This is a genomic window from Caballeronia sp. dw_276, from assembly GCF_018449635.1.
Taxonomy (GTDB): domain Bacteria; phylum Pseudomonadota; class Gammaproteobacteria; order Burkholderiales; family Burkholderiaceae; genus Caballeronia.
In genome coordinates, this window is sequence record NZ_JAAVUV010000006.1 from 14,279 (window position 1) to 33,326 (window position 19,048).

Annotated in this window: 13 protein-coding genes; 12 read left to right on the forward strand and 1 reads right to left on the reverse strand. The window is 59.0% G+C overall.

Annotated elements, in window-relative coordinates; translation table 11 throughout:
- Positions 1-1,240: 1,240 nt before the first annotated feature.
- Together HB633_RS13830 and HB633_RS13835 are read left to right on the forward strand one after the other, a co-directional pair.
- Positions 1,241-2,170 carry an ADP-heptose--LPS heptosyltransferase gene (locus tag HB633_RS13830; protein WP_255580929.1) on the forward strand — a complete coding sequence of 310 codons (930 nt, stop codon included), beginning with the start codon at positions 1,241-1,243 and terminating at the stop codon, positions 2,168-2,170.
- 379 nt (positions 2,171-2,549) lie between these two features.
- Positions 2,550-3,488 carry a transposase gene (locus tag HB633_RS13835; protein WP_255580930.1) on the forward strand — a complete coding sequence of 313 codons (939 nt, stop codon included), beginning with the start codon at positions 2,550-2,552 and terminating at the stop codon, positions 3,486-3,488.
- A gap of 68 nt (positions 3,489-3,556) precedes the next feature.
- On the opposite strand, the gene HB633_RS13840 is transcribed toward HB633_RS13835, so the two are convergent.
- Entirely contained in the window at positions 3,557-5,062 is a 1,506-nt protein-coding gene (locus HB633_RS13840) for a mannose-1-phosphate guanylyltransferase/mannose-6-phosphate isomerase (protein WP_213778666.1), read from the reverse strand.
- A gap of 485 nt (positions 5,063-5,547) precedes the next feature.
- Here HB633_RS13840 and HB633_RS13845 point away from each other — a divergent pair, with 485 nt between their 5' ends.
- From HB633_RS13845 to HB633_RS13890, 10 genes are all read left to right on the forward strand, one after another.
- The gene (locus tag HB633_RS13845) at positions 5,548-6,918 is read left to right on the forward strand and encodes an undecaprenyl-phosphate glucose phosphotransferase (protein ID WP_213778667.1); all 1,371 of its coding nucleotides are present in this window, start codon (positions 5,548-5,550) and stop codon (positions 6,916-6,918) included.
- Positions 6,919-6,967: 49 nt separating this feature from the next.
- Positions 6,968-8,359 carry a UDP-glucose/GDP-mannose dehydrogenase family protein gene (locus HB633_RS13850; RefSeq protein WP_213778668.1) on the forward strand — a complete coding sequence of 464 codons (1,392 nt, stop codon included), beginning with the start codon at positions 6,968-6,970 and terminating at the stop codon, positions 8,357-8,359.
- Between the two features lie 94 nt (positions 8,360-8,453).
- Complete coding sequence (locus HB633_RS13855) at positions 8,454-8,909, forward strand: low molecular weight protein-tyrosine-phosphatase (RefSeq protein WP_213778669.1); 456 nt, start codon at positions 8,454-8,456, stop codon at positions 8,907-8,909.
- A complete protein-coding gene (locus tag HB633_RS13860) occupies positions 8,903-10,078 on the forward strand; it encodes a polysaccharide biosynthesis/export family protein (protein WP_213778670.1) in 1,176 nt (391 codons plus the stop codon). The genes HB633_RS13855 and HB633_RS13860 overlap by 7 nt, the downstream gene beginning before the upstream one ends.
- Before the next feature lie 45 nt (positions 10,079-10,123).
- A complete protein-coding gene (locus HB633_RS13865; protein WP_346730311.1) occupies positions 10,124-12,346 on the forward strand; it encodes a polysaccharide biosynthesis tyrosine autokinase in 2,223 nt (740 codons plus the stop codon).
- A gap of 34 nt (positions 12,347-12,380) precedes the next feature.
- A complete protein-coding gene (locus tag HB633_RS13870) occupies positions 12,381-13,367 on the forward strand; it encodes a glycosyltransferase (protein WP_213779058.1) in 987 nt (328 codons plus the stop codon).
- Positions 13,364-14,566 carry a glycosyltransferase family 4 protein gene (locus HB633_RS13875; RefSeq protein WP_213778672.1) on the forward strand — a complete coding sequence of 401 codons (1,203 nt, stop codon included), beginning with the start codon at positions 13,364-13,366 and terminating at the stop codon, positions 14,564-14,566. The genes HB633_RS13870 and HB633_RS13875 overlap by 4 nt, the downstream gene beginning before the upstream one ends.
- Before the next feature lie 3 nt (positions 14,567-14,569).
- Positions 14,570-16,099, forward strand: coding sequence for a glucose-6-phosphate isomerase (locus HB633_RS13880; RefSeq protein ID WP_255580931.1), 1,530 nt, complete (start codon positions 14,570-14,572; stop codon positions 16,097-16,099).
- The gene (locus tag HB633_RS13885) at positions 16,096-17,301 is read left to right on the forward strand and encodes a glycosyltransferase family 4 protein (RefSeq protein WP_213778673.1); all 1,206 of its coding nucleotides are present in this window, start codon (positions 16,096-16,098) and stop codon (positions 17,299-17,301) included. Before HB633_RS13880 ends, HB633_RS13885 begins: the two co-directional genes overlap by 4 nt.
- A 41-nt stretch (positions 17,302-17,342) precedes the next feature.
- Positions 17,343-18,509: a glycosyltransferase family 4 protein gene (locus tag HB633_RS13890; protein ID WP_213778674.1), complete on the forward strand. Its 1,167-nt coding sequence runs from the start codon at positions 17,343-17,345 to the stop codon at positions 18,507-18,509.
- Positions 18,510-19,048: the final 539 nt, after the last annotated feature.

Consider the following 19,048-nt stretch of genomic DNA (forward strand, 5'->3'; position numbering starts at 1 on the left):
CCTCTGGACCAAACGTTGTGATACGAATTAGGACGCCATGCGGCAAGCGACTAATCCGAACTGCTCGTAGCAGTCCCTGGTGCACGCAAACGCAGCGATCAGCCGTCCTGTACAGAGATACAGTTGGGTTAAGACCGGTGCCCCCGCGGGACAAGGGCTCTGTCGGTCCGAGGTCGAGGACAGCTGTGAAACGCTGGTCAGAGTAGGAATCGCGCGGGGCAGTCTCCAGACGCTGTTTTGAATAGCTGTACCTGTGTTCACTTACAAGGCACCCAGGATTGCTACCGCTTTCTAAGCTGCATTTATAATCAACATACACTCGTAAAGCAGAAGGCGAGCTCGATTTCGGATTGAATTCTGTTTTGTATTTGTCTGTCTGATAGCATTTAAAAGTGAACGTGCAGTCACGAGAAAATTAAAATTCTTAAATTAATAGTTTAATACGCTGATTCCCAATCAACATTCGGAACTAAGTTGCTTCGACTGACCTCGTAATTCACTTGAATATGATTTTCTTGAGAGCATGCAGTCGTATAAGCAGCCTGTTGGTTTCCCCCTTTTCACCCCAGTCCTCCTTTAAAATTACCGTGTGCTTTATTCTTAAATCTCACGTAGGCATTCAGGAGCTATTGCTGAACCCTCTGGCAAAGCTTCGAAGCGATTTGTTGGTTTATCTTCGTCTAGCAAATCATGCCGTTTTTCATAGATTTTTACAGCATGGCTGAGTCGTCAGGTAACGCGGTCAGAAACGTTAGCTGTCAAGCTAGGCATAAATACTTTTTGAATGAAACCCTCTGAATTCGATTTGTCGCACAAGGAAGGGCGTGGCCGCCCCGGGCCAAAGCCACTGACCTCTCAGAAAAGTTGTCCTCATTGTTTCTTCTTTATAGCACGTTCGGTGTAAATTGCATTCCTGCCCTATGCATAGAGTTCCAGTTGCTGTCATGCGACACTCAGTTTTCCATTTTCGTCAGACCGCCGTAGGAACTTTTTTCAACTGTAATGCTTACGGCGTAAAATAATGTAGCTTGAATGACATATACTTGTGAGAGCTGAGTTATAAAAAGACGACAATGGCTCGACTATGAAAACCGTGGATGTTCTGATTTTTTTATAAAACTAAGCTGGTTAATTTCAAATGATGCTTGACGAAATTTCTGCAATCAGTAATCCAGGGTCTTTGCTTTCAGCTAATGGTGAAATCGTTGCGTCATACGATCTCGAAATTTCGAATAGATCGATGACCGGCTACCGAGCGCTTGGGCTTTCAAATGGATTCTTTAACGCGGCGCTGGCTGCGTTCAGATTTGACTATGCTTACGTATCGCAGGTAGTTGTAATCAATGGCATGGGTGTGGCGCTTGGGGATTCCATTATCGGTATCACTGCGCTTCTCGCGATCAAGGCGAATTTCCCGCACATTTCCTTCACGATTTATCGGCCGCGGCTTACGCCTATATACGTAAAGCAGCTATATGAGCTTGCCGCGCCACTATTAGGCCGGATTGTCGACTTGCCCGTTAAGCTTGGCGCGCCGGTGCAAGGAGAATTACGCATCGACTTTGGCAATCATCTGTTCTGGCCGAAATTCGCCGAATTGCCGATGATCGATTTTTTTATCGATGCAATGGGTTTGGCGCCCCAATCAATTCCCGCCAAACGCAAACGGAACCATTGGCTCAAGGACCTGAGCTTGCCGGCGCCGCACGCAACGAGCGGCGAATACGTGCTGTTGTGTCCCACGGCCAGCACGCCAGTGCGTAGCGTTCCGGTGTCGCAACGCGCGCGTCTGGCTGAAGCGCTATGGCAGCGCTTCGGGCTTCCCGTGGCGGGCTTCGGCGCGATCGACCACGCCCATTACACCGATCTCACGCCGCGTTCGCCCAACACGCCGGATTTCATTGCGTGGATAAGGGGCGCGCGTTACCTGCTCACGCCCGACACAGCCGCGCTCCACATAGCCGCCGGTTTCGACATTCCCACAACGGCTTTTTTCACCACGATCGCTCCCGGCTTGCGTGTGCGCGACTACCCGCATTGTCATTGCGTGGACCTGCCGCTTCCGCAATTAAAGGGAATCCACGCAAGCAATCAGACGAGCGATTTAGAACTGATCGAGCGTGCGTATATCGCGCTAAACACGACTGCATTTTTTTCAGAGACTACTTAATATTCGTTAAACCAATAGCATCAAGCCTTTGAAATGTAGTCGGCATAAATTACCTGAATTTGTAAGAATAAAATATGATATGAACCGCTGAAAATCTACTGCTTTGTCATATTCGGGCAAACCATTAGGGTGGTATGCTTCCTGCACGTATTCTTCATATCCTATGACGTAGGATGAAATGTGCGCCGAGATGGATCCAGTTGTGCACCACGGCGCGGATTAGATGCATTTGGAATGCACCAACTTGTTGTTTTTAGCAAACGTTTGCGAACACATCGAATTTCTTGATTCAGCGTCGTGCGGGTGGATTCCACCTCTACGCATGTTTAACGCCTGGTTCAACTTTTCGCAGAGCGGTCCGGCTGCATGGAGCAACCCAATGTTTTTCGACGAACTCAGCAATGAAGAGTGGGCGCTGATCGCCCCGCTTGTGGCCGAAGGCGAAGTCCGTGAACATCGTCGGGGACGGCCGCGCGCGCATCCGCGCACTATCGTGAATGCGGTGTTGTGGATTCTCACGACCGGCGACACGTGGTCGAAGCTTCCCAGCCACTATCCGACCGTGCCAACCTGCCGCCGACGTTTCAACGACTGGCAAATGGACGGCACGCTGATAGAGATGGTCACGCGGCTCGCCACGCGCGGCAGATCGTTCGCCATCGTTCCGTCGCCACCTGTCGAGGCGCCGCAGCGTCAGGCGCAAAACGCGTATGAATGCGACCGCTTGCGTGGCGTGTTCTGGCAAAACCCGGAATCGTGGGGCGCCGGTGACGGCCGCGGTGCGAATGCCGTCGATGCGCTGTTCGCCGCCGTGCCGCGCCGCTTGCCGGACGCGCATGATGTTGCACGCGCCAATGCGTCCACGGCGTTGTCCGCGAGCCGCGCCGCGATGCTCATGAATGTGCCGCGCGCCATGTATCACGATGCATCGCGTATGGCCGGACGTCCGCTCGATCCGGTGCCCATGGCCTTCGAGCCCGACTGCACGCCGGTGCATGACGGTCACGGCTACACCATCTACGCAATTGCGCGTCCGGTTGCAGGCAGCATGTTCCGCGGCTGGGCCGAAATCGTGAAAGACGGGCGCCGCGTCGAGCGCTCGGGCCTGATCGGTCCGCGATACGGCAACGCGGAGGAAGCGGCGGCGTACGCGCTGGAATGGTCGCGTAGATGGATCGCGTCGCAGTCCACGCGGGTCACGCATCCGGGGCAGGATGCGTCGGCGCAAGTAGAAGCCGCTGCGGCCGAAGTCGACCATGCGCAAATGGAACGTGCAACGCCCGTTGAAGCGCGCCGCTTTGCGGACGTGCAGAGCTAAAGAAGGGCTGCACATCGCAAGACCCCACGCCATGCGGCGCGTTCGAATCGCGCGCCGCGTGGCGTTTTTCATTGCCGGCCGTATTTGTCGTCGAAGCGGACGATGTCGTCTTCGCCCAGATACGTGCCCGATTGCACTTCGATGATCTCGAGCGGCATCTTTCCCGGATTCTCCAGCCTGTGCTGCACGCCGATCGGAATGTAGATCGACTCGTTCTCAGCGAGGATGAACTCCTCCTTGCCGCGCGTCACGAGTGCCGTGCCGCGCACGACAACCCAATGTTCCGCGCGATGGTGATGCATCTGCAATGACAACCTCGCGCCTGGTTTCACCACGATCCGCTTGACCTGGAAACGGTCGCCGTTGTCGACGGAATCGTAATGGCCCCACGGCCTGTGCACCTTGCGATGATCCGCGGCCTCCTTGCCTTGCTCGGCCTTGATGCGCCCGACAATCGCCTTCACGTCCTGCACGCAGGATTTATCGGCGACGAGAATGGCGTCGGCCGTTTCCACGATCACAAGGTTATGCGTTCCCACGCACGCGATCAGGCGGCCTTCGGAATGTGCGTACGTCGATGTCGATCCCTGGAACATCACGCGTCCGCGCGCGACGTTTTCTTCGGCGTCCTTCGGCAGGATCTTCCAGATGGCATCCCACGATCCGACATCGGACCAGCCCGCACTGAGCGGCACGACGGCGCCCGCGCAGATGCTTTGATCGGCGGCGAGTTGCTCCATCACTGCGTAGTCGATGGAGTCCGAAGGCGACGCCGCAAACGCTTGTTTGTCGAGGCGAAAGAATTCGCCGTCGCGCGTGCCGGCATCGCAGGCAGCGCGGCAAGCGGCGTGAATGGCGGGCTGGAAATGCTGAATGGCTTTCAGCCACACCGACGCACGCACGATAAAAATCCCCGCGTTCCACCAATACTCGCCGGAACTCACATACTGTCGCGCAAGTTCGAGATGCGGTTTCTCGACGAACTTTTCGAGCAGCCACGCGCCCGAGCTGAGCATTTGCTGACCGACCTTGATATACCCGTAGCCCGTTTCTGCGTGCGTCGGCACGATGCACATCGTGACAATGGCGCCGTCTTCCGCGCAATTCGCGCCCGCACCGATTGCCTTGTGAAATGCTTCGCTATCCGTAACAACGTGATCGGCGGGCATGACGACGAGAATGGCGTCGTCGCCAGCCGAAAGCGCGTGCATGGCGGCAACGGTCAGCGCAGGAGCCGTATTGCGCGCCACCGGTTCGAGCAGAAGGTCGGCCTTGCGGCCGGCGGAACGCAACTGGTCCGCGGTCGTAAAGCGATGATCCTCGCCGCACACAATGATTGCGTCGTCGACACGCGCAGTGCCGTATGTCAGGCCATCGAGCCGTTGCGCGGTGGATTGCAATAGAGACTGGTCGCCGATCAGGCCGATCAACTGCTTCGGAAAATGCTCGCGCGACATGGGCCAGAGCCGCGTTCCCGCACCGCCGGCGAGGATGACGGGCTGGATTCTCAGCCTGGTTTCCGATGCAGCAGGCGCGTGTGGATGGCTGACAGGGGTTGTATCGATGGCGGTCATGAAAGGGTAACTCCTGGGCTTGAACGAGTATTGCAATTTTGAGCAAGTAGTAAATAGCCGATAAATCAAAAAACCAGAAAATAATCGAAGAACATATCCGAACCGGTAACTCGGCTATTAAACGTAACCAAAGTCTCGCAATGAATTTTTTTCTTACGCCTGGCGAATTTTTTATTGGAAAAAAATTGCCGGTCGATCCGTCCGATGGCTTATCCAGCAAGCCTTAGAGAGAATTTTGCCGTGTAAAAAAATTCGTTACAACGTAGCGCGCAAGCGGCCTAAGGTGCCAACAATTTCTTCACGTGACAAAAATAAATCCGTTCAAAACGACGAATTAATTCACGCATTATTTTGCGGTTGCAGCATGAATTTAATTCCAGCCTCATACGGGTATGTACCAAGGCAATCGGCGCTCATGTTTTGGAACAACCTTTATGCCAAAACGCGTGTCCCGCGCCCTGTGAATTCCACCCGAGGTGTCTTACATGTTGAGCGTGCTTTCGAGAATGATCGACATAGCGATGGTCGCGCTGGGCGCGTTGCTCGCCGCGTCGCTGCACGCGGGAAATGCGATATGGCTCGACGATATGCAAAGCACGCTGCTCGCGTTCAATTGCGTGCTGGTGATCATGACGTTTCCGTCGTTCGGAATCTACAAGTCGTGGCGCGGCAAGCCCGTCTACGACCTGTTGTTGCGCGTAACGGTCGCCTGGCTGATGGTGGAGGGCGCGGGCGTGCTGTTGACGTTCAGCGTGCATCGTGCGGATCTGTTGTCGCGTTTGTGGCTGCTTTACTGGGGCGTGGCCACCGCCGCGCTGCTGATGATCTCGAAGGCGAGCGTACATGCGGCGCTGAAGTCGCTGCGGCGTGAAGGCTTCAATCAGAAGGCGGTGGCGATTGTCGGCGCGGCGCCTTACGGCCAGTTCCTGATCGAGCAAATGCGCAGCCGCCCGGAAGCGGGTTTCCGCCCTGTGTATGTATTCGATGAAGCCTTCGCCGAAGAGACGCTCGCAGGCATACCGGTAAGCCGCGATCTGGCGGACCTGACGCAACTGGTCCGCCGCCGCGCGATTCGCGAGCTGTGGCTCGCGTTGCCGATTTCGCAGGAACGCACCATCCACAAGCTCGTCACCGAGTTCCGCGACGACTTCGTGAACATCCGCTTCATCCCCGATGTACGCAGCCTGTCGTTCTTCAATCACGCGGTGGTCGATCTGCTTGGCGTGCCGGCGATCAACTTGGCGGCATCGCCGATTACGGATTTGAAGGTGTTGCCCAAGCGCGTGTTCGATCGCATGTTCGCCGCCGTCGTGTTGCTGAGTCTCGCGCCGTTGTTGATCGTGCTTGCCGTGGCGGTGAAGTTGTCGTCGCCGGGACCGGTCTTCTTCAAGCAGAAGCGCAAGGGTATCGATGGAAACGAGTTCGAGATCTTCAAGTTCCGCTCCATGCGCGTGCACAAGGAAACCGCCGGGCATGTCACGCAAGCGAAGAAGGGCGACAAGCGCGTGACGCGCGTGGGCGCATTCCTTCGACGCACGAGCCTCGACGAACTGCCGCAATTCATCAACGTGCTGCGCGGCGAGATGTCCGTAGTCGGTCCGCGTCCTCATGCACTGGAACACGACGACATCTACAAGGATCTCGTGAAGGGCTACATGTACCGGTATCGCATCAAACCGGGCATCACCGGCTGGGCGCAAGTGAACGGCTTTCGCGGCGAAACGGACCGCATCGAAAAGATGATGGGACGCGTGAAGCTCGACCTTTACTACATGCAGCACTGGACCTTCGGCCTCGACATGAAGATTGTCGCGATGACCTTGTGGAAGGGTTTTGCCGGTGCAAACGCTTACTAAAAGATCAACCAAAACGCTTGAATAATTTGCCAACCCTGGAGCGCGTGCAATGAAACTCACCATCATCGGAAGCGGCTATGTAGGCCTCGTGACGGGCGCGTGTCTCGCCGATATCGGCAACGACGTGTTCTGTCTCGACCTCGACGAACGCAAGATCGCGATCCTGAACGGCGGCGGCGTGCCCATCCATGAACCGGGCCTGCAGGAAGTGATCGCGCGCAATCGTGCAGCGGGGCGCCTGACGTTTTCCACCGATGTCAAGGCCGCAGTCGAACACGGCGAAGTGCTGTTCATCGCGGTCGGCACGCCTTCGGACGAAGACGGCTCCGCCGATCTGAAGTACGTGCTCGCGGCGGCGCGTGACATTGGCCGCTACATGAACAACTTCAAGGTCATCGTCGATAAATCCACGGTGCCCGTCGGCACGGCGCGTCGCGTGAAAGCGGCGATCGATCATGAACTCGCCGAACGTGGCGAGACGCACATGTTCTCGGTGGTATCGAATCCGGAATTCCTGAAGGAAGGCGCGGCTATCGATGACTTCACGCGGCCGGATCGCATCGTGCTCGGTTGCGATGACGACGTACCCGGTGAACGCGCGCGCGAACGCATGAAGCGTCTCTATTCGCCGTTCAACCGCAATCACGAACGCACGCTTTACATGGACGTGCGCTCGGCCGAGTTCACCAAGTACGCAGCGAACGCCATGCTCGCCACGCGTATCTCGTTCATGAACGAACTCGCGAATTTCGCGGATCGCGTGGGTGCTGACATTGAAGCGGTGCGCCGGGGTATCGGTTCCGATCCGCGCATTGGCTACGACTTCCTGTATGCGGGTTGCGGTTATGGCGGATCGTGTTTCCCGAAGGACGTGCGCTCGCTGATCCAGACGGCCGGCGAGTACGACGAGCATATGGAAATCCTGAAGGCGGTGACATCGGTAAACGAGGCGCAGAAGCAAACCCTCGCGAACAAGATCGTCGCGCGTCTTGGCAATGATTTGAGCGGCAAGAAATTCGCGCTATGGGGCCTGGCGTTCAAGCCGAACACCGACGACATGCGCGACGCCCCGAGTCGCGTGCTGATTGCGGCGTTGCTGGAACGTGGCGCGACGATCAGCGCCTACGACCCCGTTGCAACGGATGAAGCCCAGCGCGTGATCGCGCTCGACCTCCGCGATACACCCGAGCAACTCGCGCGCTTGAGCTACGCAAAAGACCACGCCGATACGCTCGATGACGCCGATGCATTGATCATCGTGACGGAATGGAAGGCGTTCAAGAGCCCGGACTTCGATGGCATGAAGCGCCGCCTGAAAACGCCGCTTATTTTCGATGGCCGCAATCTCTACGAGCCGGAAACCATGGCTGAGATCGGCATTGAATATCACGCGATCGGGCGTGGCGTCCGGCAGGCGGCCAAGTCGCCGGTCGCGGCTTAAGCCATAAACACATTCAGGTGCGATCACCGGTTCAAGGACCCGGTGATCGCGCCGTGCGCAGTTTTTATCGAACACATTCACGGACAAAGCCCACATGTTTCAAAGCGTCTTGATTGTTTGCCATGCAAATGTCTGCCGGAGCCCTGTGGCCGAGATGCTGTTTCGCGCGCACTCGGCACGGATGACGACCAGGCATGCAAGACGCGGGATCGAATTCGGCTCCGCAGGGCTTTTCGCGCAAGAGGGTCGCGCTATCGATTCAACCATGTCGCGTCTCTTGATGGAACGCGATGTTGACTCGTCGGGCCATGCAGCGCGCCAGCTCGATCGCGCGATGGCCCGTGCGGTCGATCTGATTCTGGTGCCTGAGCGCAGGCACATCACCGCGATCGAAGAGATGGAACCGGTCACGCGCGGCAAGGTGCACTTGCTTGGCAAGTGGGAAGACTCCGAAGTGGTCGATCCATATGGTCGCCACGAAACCGCCTATCGCGAGAGCTTCGGGCTTATTGAACGTCTGGTCCAGGGATGGCTGAATAAAATATGGTGAACCGGTCTCTAGCTTTATCTGTTTCCGCGATCTTTTCGCTGACGACTTTTCTGTCGGCTTGCGGCGCGCTGCCGGGTTACAGCCTGAACACATCGCGCCTTGAGGACCACGACCCAACGCCGACCGCAACGTATCCGGTCCGCCTGATTTCGGCCGATGTCATCCTGCAGCAGAATCGCCCGGCCACAGCGGCGCCGTTGCCGCCCGCGCGTTTTGCCGATCCGGCGCAATACGTGTATCGCGTGGCGCCGCAGGACATCATCGGCATCACGGTTTGGGATCATCCTGAGTTGACCACGCAGCAGGGCCAGACCTTGTCGGCTGGCGGCAACACCACGCAAACGGTGGCCGGCGCACTTGCGCAGCCGTACACGACCGCGTTGCCGGGTCAGGCCGATCCGTTCGGGCAAACCGTCTCGCCCGACGGCACGATCTTCTTTCCGTTTCTCGACAAGGTTCGCGTCGCGGGCAAGACCGCCGGCGAGATCCGCGATCAGCTTGCCGCAGCTTTGTCGCCGTATTTGAAAAAGCCTCAGGTCGATGTGCGCGTGCTCGCGTACAGAAGCCAGAAGGTGTCGGTGACGGGTGAAGTGAAGACGCCCGGGCCGCTTGCAATGAGCGATGTTCCGCTGACCCTGGTCGACGCCATCACGCGTTCTGGGGGCACCACATCCGATGCCGACTTGCAGCGCGTGCGCCTGACGCGTAACGGCAAGCTGTATCAGCTCGATGCCGACGGCGTGCTCGATCGTGGCGAAGTGGATCAGAACGTGATGCTTCAGGCAGGCGACATAGTCAACGTTCCAGATCGGACCGACAGCCGCGTATTCGTGATGGGTGAAGTCAAGACACCACTGCCTGTATCGATGATGAAAGGCCGCCTCACGATCGCCGATGCCTTGACGCAAGCCGGCGGCATTCTCGATACGGACGCGAACGCGCGGCAGATCTACGTGGTGCGCGGCGCACGGGAAAAGCCCGAATCGCCTGACATCTATCGGCTCGATTTGACGCAACCGGACTCGTTGCTCTTGTCCACGCAATTCCGTTTGCAACCGCTCGATGTGGTGTACGTGGGCACGGCCGGCTCGGTGCAGTTCAACCGTCTCGTGAACCAAGTCCTGCCGACGCTGCAGACCATCTTCTACCTGAAGCAACTGACGCGTTAATCGTGAATGCGCGTCAATGCGCGTCAAATCAACCGGAATCGAATCGTGAGCACGCCAGCACATTCCTATCAGGGCAAGACCGAAGAAGAGGACGTCGTTCTCGGGCAGTTGCTGCAGGTGATCATCGACGACATCTGGTGGCTGATCGGGATCGCGGCGTTCATCGTGCTCGCGGCGGGCGCTTATTGCTACGTCGCGAAGCCCGTGTATTCCGCCGATGCCCACGTGCGTGTCGAGCAATCCGACAACACGTCGCAAGCGCTCACGCAAACGCAGACGGGCGCGGCTATCGGCAATTCGTCCGGTGCGCTGCCGACCGATGCGGAAATCGAAATCATCAAGAGCCGTGGCGTGGTCGCGCCGGTCGTGGCGCAATGCAAGCTCAACTTCTCTGTCACGCCGATGACCGTGCCGCTGCTCGGCAGTCTCGCAGGACGTCTTGCGACACCGGGCAGGCCGTCTAAACCATGGCTTGGCATGACGTCGTACGCGTGGGGCGGCGAGCAGGCGGCGATCGATTCCATTGAAGTAGTGCAGCCGCTGGAAGGGCAGAAGCTCACGCTGACCGCGCTTGCCAACAACCGTTATTCGCTTGCCACGCCCGACGGCCGTCAGTTGCTCGAAGGCACCGTTGGCACCATGGAAAGCGGCAACGGCGTGAACATCAACGTGTCGAAACTGGTCGCGCGTCCGGGCACGCGTTTCACCGTGCTTCGTGCCAACGACCTTGATGCCATCGCTTCATTCCAGTCGGGCATCACGGTCGCGGAGCAGGGCAAGGCGACGGGCGTGATCCAGATATCCCTGGAGAACGGCGACCCGGCGCGCGCCGCTGAAATCGCGAATGCCTTGGCAGATTCCTATCTGCATCAGCACATCGAAAGCAAGCAAGCCGATGCCGAAAAGATGCTCGCGTTCCTGAAGAGCGAGCAGCCCCGTCTCAAGGGCGATCTGGAACACGCAGAGGCCGCACTCACCGAGTACCAAAGCAAGTCCGGTTCGATCAACGCCAGCGATGAAGCCAAGGTTTACCTCGAAGGCAGCATCAGCTACGAAGCGCAAATCTCCGGTTTGAAGTTGCAGATCGCGACGTTGAATCAGCGCTACAACAGCGCTCATCCGGCGTTGATCGTCGCGCAGCAGCAGTTGAGCCAGCTCGAAGCGGAACGTGCGCGCTTCGGTGAACGCTTCCGCAATCTGCCGGCGTCGGAAGTGAAGGCGGTGTCGCTGCAACGCGATGCGAAGGTCGCGGAAGACATCTACGTGCTGCTGCTGAACCGCGTGCAGGAATTGTCGGTGCAGAAAGCAGGCACGGGCGGCAACGTGCATATAGTCGATGCCGCCTTGCGCCCTGGCGCGCCGATCAAGCCGAAGAAGGTTCTGATCATGTCGGCTGCGGTGATTCTTGGCTTGATCCTCGGCACGGGGTTTGTGTTCCTGCGCCGCGCGATGTTCAAGGGCATCGTGGACCCGGACAAGGTCGAGCGTCTGGCGGGTTTGCCGCTGATCGGACTCGTGCCGTTGAGCGTGGAGCAAGTGAAGCTCGATGCCGAAGCCAAGCGCACCGAGCGCGATCGGGAGCGCGTCCTGCCCATTCTCGCGACCATGCGCCCGAACGACGTCTGCGTGGAGATCATGCGCAGCTTGCGTACGTCGCTGCAATTCACGCTGATGGAAGCGAGCAACCATACGGTCATGCTGACGGGACCGGCATCGGGCGTCGGCAAAAGTTTTCTGGCGGTGAATCTTGCGGTGTTGCTCGCGGCATCGGGCAAGAAGGTTTTGTTGATCGATGCCGACATGCGGCGCGGCAAGCTCGAGCGTTCGTTCGGTCTCGAGCGTGCGAATGGTCTTGCCGAATTGCTTGCGGGCACGATCGGGCTCGAACAGGCGATCCGCACCACGCGCACGCCTTTGCTCAGTTTCATGCCTGCGGGCAAGCGTCCGGAGAATCCTTCGGAGCTTTTGATGTCACCGCGTCTGCAGCAATATCTGGATGGGCTGGGCCGCGTCTACGACGTGGTTTTCATCGATACCCCGCCGATTCTCGCGGTCACGGACGCATCGATCATCGGCAAGTTGTCGGGTACGAATTTCCTCGTGATGCGCTCGGGCGCGCACAACGAAATGGAAATCTCCGATGCCATCCGGCGTCTGCGGACAGCAGGTATCCCGCTTGCCGGCGCGATCATGAACGGCATGGCGCAGCGCTCGCGCGGCTATAACCGCGGGCACTATGCAGCGGTCGAAGACTACCTGAACGTTTGAAGCGAGCGGAGCGCGCATGACATCGACATCGACCCTGACTATCTCCGTGCTGGTTCCGACCTATCGTCGTCCCGCCGATTTAAAGCGATGCCTCGCCGCGTTGCGCGCGCAAGCGCGTCCTGCGGATGAAGTGTTGATCGTCGCGCGGCCAGAAGACGACGCCACGCATCGCGCGATGGAAACCGAAATGGCCGAATCGAATCCGTTCGCATTGCGCGTGATCGAAACTGGGCTAGGCGGTCAGGTTGCCGCGTTGAACCGCGGACTCGATGCAGCACGCGGCGACATCGTCGCGATTACCGATGACGACGCCGCACCGCGTATCGACTGGCTTGCGCGCATAGACGAAGCCTTCGCAAGCGATGCCACGCTCGGCGCGCTAGGCGGCCGCGACTGGGTCTTCGAACGGGGCGCATTGCTCGATGGCGAGCGCGCCGAAGTTGGCCAGATCCGTCGCTCGGGGAAGATCATCGGCAATCATCATCTGGGCGTCGGCGCGCCGCGCGACGTATGCTTGCTCAAGGGCGCGAACATGATCTATCGGCGTGCGGCTGTTGGTCAGTTGCGCTTCGATACGCGTTTGCGCGGCAAGGGCGCGCAGCCGTGCAACGACCTCTCGTTCAGCTTGAGCGTGAAGCGCACGGGCTGGAAGATGATCTACGATCCGCGCGTAGCGGTCGATCATTTTCCGGCCGAACGTTTCGATGACAACGGCCGCGATGCGCAAACGCTCGGCGCGCTTGCCGACACCGCGTACAACGTGCATCTCGTGTTGCGCGAACATCTTGGCCCCGTTGCGCGACACATTGCGTGGTACTGGTACGCCGCGATAGGCACACGCGCGATGCCGGGATTCGCGCATACCTTGCTCGCGCTCGCACGCACGCGCGATACCGCCTGCTGGACGCGTTATCGTGCGATGCGTCGAGGCGCACAAGACGCCCGCCGCGACGCGCAACATGAACCCGCGGCCTACGCGCTCGCCATGCGCGGCCATTCCGATGGAGCGAAAGCCGCATGAGCCGCGTATCGAGAGTCCGCAATTCGCAACGACAACATGGCGGCGTCGAGTCTTCAGGCGTCGAGCCGACCAAGGTCCACGTGCATCTTTTTTATGGCGCCGATCCGCGGTTTTATCGGAAGGGCGAGAACATTGGCTGCCTTTACGGGTATCACCACGCGGAGTCGCCGGAGACGACGCTGACGTATTCCCGCGATGAACCCGAGAACAAGATCGTGCGTCTCGCGCGTCGCGGATTGAAGGCCGTGCTCGGCTTCGACTTCATTCATACGTGGCGTAATCGTGAAGAGATCCTGAAGTCGGACGTGGTGTGGACGCATACGGAACACGAGCATTTGTCGGCGGCATTGTTGCTCTTGATGAAAGGCCGTGCGCGCGGCAACCCAATGTTGCTCGCGCAAAGCGTCTGGCTCTTCGATAAATGGGCCGGCTACGGCGCGATCAGGAAGTTCTTCTACAAGAAGCTGCTCGCACGCGCCGACGTGCTGACCACGCACGCGACCGAGAACGCGCAAATGGCGCGCGACTATCTGAAGCGCGACGTGCAGCAGGTTTTCTATGGCATCAATCCGCACGATTTTCCGCTGCAGGAACCGGTTGCGTGGAAGCCGAACACGCCCGTGCGAATCGGCGCGATTGGCAATGATCGTGATCGCGATTGGGAGTCGCTCGTGAAGGCCTTTCGCCAGGAACCGGCGTGCGAAGTGCGGATTGCGACGCGCCGGCGGGTATCGAAGGAACTGCATGCCGGCAACGTGAAAATTGCGCCGGCAATTGGTCTCAAGGCTGCGCGCGAACTCTACGATTGGGCCGATGTGATCGTCGTGCCGTCGCGCCATAACACGCATGTATCGGGCATTACTGTGGTGCTCGAAGCGGTCGCGTTAGGCAAACCCGTGATCGTCACCGATGTCGGATCGTTGCGCGATTACTTCGGTCCTGAACATGTGTTTTATGTGCCGCCGCACGACGTGGAGGCGTTGCAACGCACGCTTCAAAACATCGTCGCCAATCCCGAACTCGCGTTGCATCGCGCGCAAGCCGCGAGCCGTCATTTCGCGGCGCGCGATTTCACCACACGCCAGTTTGCGATGCAGCATGTGCGCCTCACGCAGGACTTCATGCGCAACGCGCGTCCCGCTGAAACGCCGGTGCATGCCGATCTTCACGGCGTTGCTTCATCAAGCAGGGCGCACTGAACAATGAGCACGCCAGCCGCTCCGCGCACCCCGAAGTTCATCGCCGATCTGATCGAGAACGGCGGCAAGCCCGCGCGCGCCGGATTTCTCGGCCTGTTCCGCGATGAACCCAAGCACTGGGTACCGCAGACCGGCTTCTGGGCGTTCACGCTGCTGCTCATCCTCGCGCACCAGGGTACGGTCCTGACGCTCGCGTTTCCGTTTTTATCGACGGCGATCGGCCTATGGCTCTATTTCAAGAGCCCGGCGCGTTACATAGGGTTCGTGTGGTGGCAATGGTTCCTGAGCCCGGAAGTCCGGCGCCTTGCCGACTATGCAAAGGGCGGCTTCACGCCAACGAGTCTGATCCAGATCGCGCCGGTCGTCGTCACCATGATCTGCGCGCTGACCGTCGTGCGGCATTACCGCGTGCTCGCCGAGCGGCGCGGCCTGCCTGTTCTCCTGATCTTCCTCGGGCTTGCGTACGCGTACTTGATCGGCGTGATGTCGAACGGTCCGATGGCCGCGACGTATGACCTCGCCGCGTGGCTTTACCCGGTGCTGATCGGCTTTCACATCATGGTCCATGCACGCGAGTATCCGAAGTATCGGCAGGCGATCCTCGATACGTTCATCTGGGGCATGCTCTTCATGGGCGGCTACGGCCTCATTCAGTTCTTCGTGATGCCCGCCTGGGACGCCATGTGGATGATCGGTTCGCAGATGGCATCGCAGGGCGATCCCGTGCGCCTTGGCGTGCGCGTCTTCAGCACGATGAATTCATCCGGCCCGTTCGCGCTCGCCATGATGGCCGCGCTCACCTTCACCATGGCCGGGACACAAAGCGTGCGCTGGCTCGCGGGTGGCCTCGGCTTCATCTCGTTCGGTCTTTGCATGGTGCGCTCGACGTGGGGCGGCTGGGTCATCGCGATGGTCCTGCAACTGATCAAGGCGAGCAACAAGGTACGTGTGCGCATCCTGGTTGGCGGAGTGGTGCTGGTCGCGCTCTCGGTGCCGCTGCTCACGTTCGGGCCCATCGCCGACAAGATGGCGACGCGCCTGCAATCCATCACCAATCTCAGCGACGACAACAGCTACGCCGCACGCAACGAGTTCTACGCGTCGTTCGCCAAAACGGCTTTCACCGATGTCTCCGGCGAAGGATTCGGCGCAACGGGTTCATCGACGAAACTGTCGTCCTCGAACGGTGATCTCGGCAAATACGGCAGCTTCGACAGCGGCGTGATGAACGTGCCGTTCGTGCTCGGCTGGCCGGGTTCCCTGATGTATCTCGCCGGACTCGGGCTGCTTTTGATGCGCGCGTTTCGCGCATCGTTTTCCCTGCGTGACGACAAGTACGCACAAGCCTCGTTGAGCGTGGCGTTTGCGATCGTCGGCATGCTGGTCTTCACCAACACGTTCACGTCGATTGGCGGAATGATCCTTTACATGGGCCTGTGCTCGGTTCTCGCCGCACGCCATCACATGCGGCTCGACAAGAAGCGGGCACGCGCGGTCTTGGAACAATCCATTCCTCAAAAGGCAATCCGATGAGAATCGCCATCGTCACCCATGTCGTGCGTCATAACGACGGGCAAGGCCGCGTGAACTACGAGATCGCGCGTGCCGCGCTGGCGGAAGGCCATCAAGTCACGTTGCTTGCTTCGCACGTGGCGCCGGAGCTGGCGTCGGAAACGCGTTTGCGATGGGTCGCGATCAAGGTCGGGCGCTTCTGGCCGACCAAGCTTTTCAAGCAGCAGGTCTTCGCGCTGAAGACCGCGATCTGGCTGAAGAAGCATAAGAAAGAGTACGACGTGCTGCATGTGAACGGCTTCATATCTTGGGCCAAAGCCGATGTGAATACCGCTCACTTCGTGCATGGCGGCTGGCTGCGCAGCCCTTACTATCCGTTCAAGCTCACTGGCGGTTTGTGGTCCGCTTATCAGGTCATCTATAGCCACGTCAACGCGAAGCTCGAACACTGGGCGTATCAGCGTTCGAAGATCATCGCGGCCGTGTCCGAGAAGGTCGCCATCGAGATTCGCGCGAATGGTACGCAGAGCGAGCGCATCGAGGTCGTTTATAACGGCGTGGACACGAGCGCGTTCACGGCGGCGCGGCGAACTGGCAGCGACAGGGCGTCATTCGGTCTTCCCGACGATGCCTGCCTGTTGCTCTTTGTCGGCGATCTGCGTACGCCGCGCAAGAACCTCGATACGGTGTTGAAAGCACTGCTACAGCTTCCTTCGAATGTGCATCTCGCGGTCGCGGGTTACATCCCGGGCAGTCCTTATCCTGACGAAGCGAAGGCGCTCGGCATTGACGATCGTGTGCATTTTCTCGGCCTTGTGAAGAACATGCCGACGCTCATGCACTCCGTGGATGCCTTCGTGTTTCCCTCTCGATACGAAGCCATGAGCTTGTCGCTGCTCGAAGCGCTCGCGGCTGGCTTGCCGGTCATCACGGCAAAGACGGCGGGCGGGGCGGAGATCATCGGCACGGATTGCGGCATCGTGCTCGACGATCCCGACGATGCCACCGCGCTCGCCGGCGCCGTCGCCAGACTCGCCGATGCACCCGAACTCCGCCGCGAGATGGGCGCCGCCGCGCGCCTGCTTGCGGATCAGTTCGGCTGGGCGCGGATGGCCCGGCGCTATCTGGATTTGTATCGTGGCTTTGCGAATCAGAAGGGTGCGACGGCTTCATCGAGCGATACAAACGATGCGCAAAAGGCCGAAAGCGTGGCCGCCGTATAAACGCGATTTACCTATCAACAATCTCAGGCGGGGTCAGGGATATGAGCACACAAGCCATCAAGTCGCTGCAAATCGGGATGCATTGGTTCCCTGAGCGCGCGGGCGGTCTGGACCGCATGTATCACACGCTGGTGGGCGCTTTGCCAGGCGCGGGCGTCACGGTGCGCGGCGTGGTTGCGGGGTCGGCGCGGGTTGCGTCCGATACCGAAGGCGCCATTCACGGTTTCGGTCCGGCTGCGCAATCGTTGCCGCGCCGCTTGATGGCTGCGCGCCGTGCGTTGCGCGCTTCGTTGAGTCGTGAAAGGCCGGACGTGGTCTCGTCGCACTTTGCGCTTTATACGTTCCCCGGTCTCGATGTCACGCGTGGCATTCCGCAGGTTTCGCATTTCCAGGGACCTTGGGCCGACGAGAGTCATGTCGAAGGCGCCGATTCCATCGGACAGCGAACTAAACGGATGCTCGAGCAGCGCGTCTATGCCCGTTCCACGCGGTTGATTGTTTTATCGGAAGCATTTGGCGAGATCCTGCAGTCGCGATATGCCATTCCTGCAGAGCGGATTCGCGTGGTGCCGGGGTGTGTGGATGTCTCGCAGTTCAACGTTCCGCTAAGCCGTGCCGATGCGCGGCGCCGGCTGCAATTGCCGCAGGATCGGCCGGTGGTGCTCGCCGTGCGTCGGCTTGTGCGGCGCATGGGATTGGAGGATCTTATTGAAGCGATGAAGCGTGTGAAGGCGAAGCAGCCCGATGTGTTGTTGTTGATCGCGGGGAAGGGACGTCTGGCAGAAGAGCTGCAGGCGCGTATCACAGATGCCGGTCTCGACGATAACGTGCGTCTTTTGGGGTTTGTGCCGGATCGGCATTTGGCGGCGCTTTATCGGGCGGCGGATGTGAGTATTGTGCCGACGGTTGCGTTGGAAGGGTTTGGTTTGATCACGGTGGAGTCGCTGGCTTCGGGAACGCCTGTGCTGGTCACGCCGGTTGGCGGATTGCCGGAGGCGGTCGCGCCGTTATCGGGGAATCTGGTTTTGCCTTCGACAGGGGTGGATGCTATCGCCGAGGGGTTGATCGGTGCGCTCGACGGGTCGCTTGTTTTGCCAAGCGAGCAGGCATGTCGGGCCTATGCTAAAGCGAACTTCGATACGACGGTGATCGCTCGCCGGGTGGCTTCGGTTTATAGCGAGGCTATTGAGGTGGGGGTTTTGCATTGAACGGGGTTTTTGAGGGGGCGGGGGCGGGGTTGATGCTGGGTTGCTGCTGTTTAGGCTTTCGCGCGTTCCTTGTTGGCTGATTTTTTTAGCACTGTTAGCCACTGTGCGTGGCGGGACTTCATTTCTTTGTCCAACGGCGACAAAGAAACGAAGCAAAGAAAACGCCTTCCAAACGAGGGCACATAAGTGTCTCGAGCGTGCAGTGACAACTATTTGGTACCCCAAAAGCACGCTCGGCGAATAACCACGTCCTGCTGAAACCCTCCCGCTCCGTTCACAGATACCCACACGCTTCGCCACCAGTGTGGGAATCCGTTAATACGGAAACCCGGCCTACGTATAACAACGGAATAGCCAATAACAGGTTCAAAGCATCTTGAACCCAAAGCCTCGTCATTGGCACGGCCGACCATTCGGTTTGGGCATCAGCGCGCGCAGCGCGGAAGCCTGGTTGATGGATTCCCACACTGGTGGCGAAGCGTGTGGGTTGCCGTTGACGGAGGGGGAGGGTTTCAACTGTCCGGGGTTATGCGCCGAGC

Bases quoted from the DNA above. Each gene is read 5' to 3' on its own strand.
- HB633_RS13830 (WP_255580929.1), top strand. From the start codon at position 1,241: ATGACCGGCTACCGAGCGCTTGGGCTTTCAAATGGATTCTTTAACGCG.
- HB633_RS13835 (WP_255580930.1), top strand. From the start codon at position 2,550: ATGTTTTTCGACGAACTCAGCAATGAAGAGTGGGCGCTGATCGCCCCG.
- HB633_RS13840 (WP_213778666.1), bottom strand. From the start codon at position 5,062: ATGACCGCCATCGATACAACCCCTGTCAGCCATCCACACGCGCCTGCT.
- HB633_RS13845 (WP_213778667.1), top strand. From the start codon at position 5,548: ATGTTGAGCGTGCTTTCGAGAATGATCGACATAGCGATGGTCGCGCTG.
- HB633_RS13850 (WP_213778668.1), top strand. From the start codon at position 6,968: ATGAAACTCACCATCATCGGAAGCGGCTATGTAGGCCTCGTGACGGGC.
- HB633_RS13855 (WP_213778669.1), top strand. From the start codon at position 8,454: ATGTTTCAAAGCGTCTTGATTGTTTGCCATGCAAATGTCTGCCGGAGC.
- HB633_RS13860 (WP_213778670.1), top strand. From the start codon at position 8,903: ATGGTGAACCGGTCTCTAGCTTTATCTGTTTCCGCGATCTTTTCGCTG.
- HB633_RS13875 (WP_213778672.1), top strand. From the start codon at position 13,364: ATGAGCCGCGTATCGAGAGTCCGCAATTCGCAACGACAACATGGCGGC.
- HB633_RS13880 (WP_255580931.1), top strand. From the start codon at position 14,570: ATGAGCACGCCAGCCGCTCCGCGCACCCCGAAGTTCATCGCCGATCTG.
- HB633_RS13885 (WP_213778673.1), top strand. From the start codon at position 16,096: ATGAGAATCGCCATCGTCACCCATGTCGTGCGTCATAACGACGGGCAA.
- HB633_RS13890 (WP_213778674.1), top strand. From the start codon at position 17,343: ATGAGCACACAAGCCATCAAGTCGCTGCAAATCGGGATGCATTGGTTC.